We start from the raw sequence: 1211 nt of genomic DNA, 5'->3' as shown, positions 1-1211 counted from the left end.
TGTAATGACCCACTGAAATCCTGCTCAGGTGATAATTTAGGAAATCACCATGAGTATGAAGATGCAAGACGAGATCAAACGCTGGACAGCCAAGCGGAAAAGCGCGCTGGTGCTGGACATTATTCAAGGTAAGACGACGGTTGCCGAAGCGAGCCGTGCTTACGACCTATCGCCCTCAGAGATCGAGAACTGGCTGGACGATGCAAAGCGGGGCATGGAAAACGCCTTGCGGGCCAAGCCCGAGGATATCCGAGAGCAATATGAACGCCAGCTCAAGGATCTTCAAGAGGCCTATGGCGAAGCGATGCTGGAGCTGCGTGCAAGAAAAAAATTGCAGTCCCTGTTGGGCGAGGACGAGAAATGATCGAGACGATCCGCCAGGGACTTAAAGCCGACGGGTACACCGTCTCGATCGCCAAGCTATGCCAATGGTTCGGTATTCCCCGACGCACGGTGTATTACAAGCCGGTTAAGGCTGAGCCCAAGATAAACCCGCAGTTCGCCGAACCGATCAAGGCCATGATCGAAGAGTCACCATCCTTCGGTTACCGGACAGTGGCCTATCTGCTGGGCTTTAACAAGAACACCGTGCAGCGCATCTTCCAGCTCAAAGGCTGGCAAGTAAAGAAGCGAGCCATTGGTTTCAGGCCTCGCATCCAGGCCTTGCCGTCGGTGGCGAGCGCGCCTAATGAGCGTTGGTCCACGGATCTGTGCCGCATCTGGGCGGGCCGTGATAATTGGGCAACGCTAGCCTTGGTGATTGACTGCCATACTCGTGAATTACTCGGTTGGCATCTGTCTCGCAGCGGGAAGGCCACGACCGCCGGCAGCGCACTGGAGCACGCCTTGATTGCCCGGTTTGGGACTCTAGGCCGCGTTCCTGAACCGTTCTTGTTACGGTCAGACAACGGGCTGGTTTTTACCTCCCGCAGCTACACGGCCCTGGTGCGCAGTTACGGCCTGCGTCAGGAGTTCATCACGCCCCATTGCCCACAACAAAATGGCATGGTCGAGCGAGTGATCAGAACGCTTAAAGAACAGTGTGCCCACCGTCACCGCTTCGAATCCATACAGCATGCCAGCCGTGTCATTGGCGACTGGATACGCTTTTACAACCACCGGCGCCCACACCAGGCGTTGGCCATGAAAACCCCGGCCGAGGCATTTGCTTTAGCCGCATAATCTGAGCAGATTCTGCTGGGTCATTACAC

Annotated in this window: 2 protein-coding genes; both read left to right on the top strand. The window is 56.0% G+C overall.

Annotated elements, in window-relative coordinates; genetic code table 11:
- Nucleotides 1-49 precede the first annotated feature (49 nt).
- A complete protein-coding gene (locus V0R37_RS21795; RefSeq protein ID WP_420376515.1) occupies nt 50-364 on the top strand; it encodes a DUF1153 domain-containing protein in 315 nt (104 codons plus the stop codon).
- Nucleotides 361-1182 carry an IS3 family transposase gene (locus tag V0R37_RS21790; protein WP_420376514.1) on the top strand — a complete coding sequence of 274 codons (822 nt, stop codon included), beginning with the start codon at nt 361-363 and terminating at the stop codon, nt 1180-1182. The genes V0R37_RS21795 and V0R37_RS21790 overlap by 4 nt, the downstream gene beginning before the upstream one ends.
- Nucleotides 1183-1211 lie beyond the last annotated feature (29 nt).

The organism is Pollutimonas rozaliensis (assembly GCF_048751585.1).
GTDB lineage: Bacteria > Pseudomonadota > Gammaproteobacteria > Burkholderiales > Burkholderiaceae_B.
Note: the sequence above shows the minus strand (reverse complement) of the source record. Positions and strands in the feature narration are given on the sequence as shown.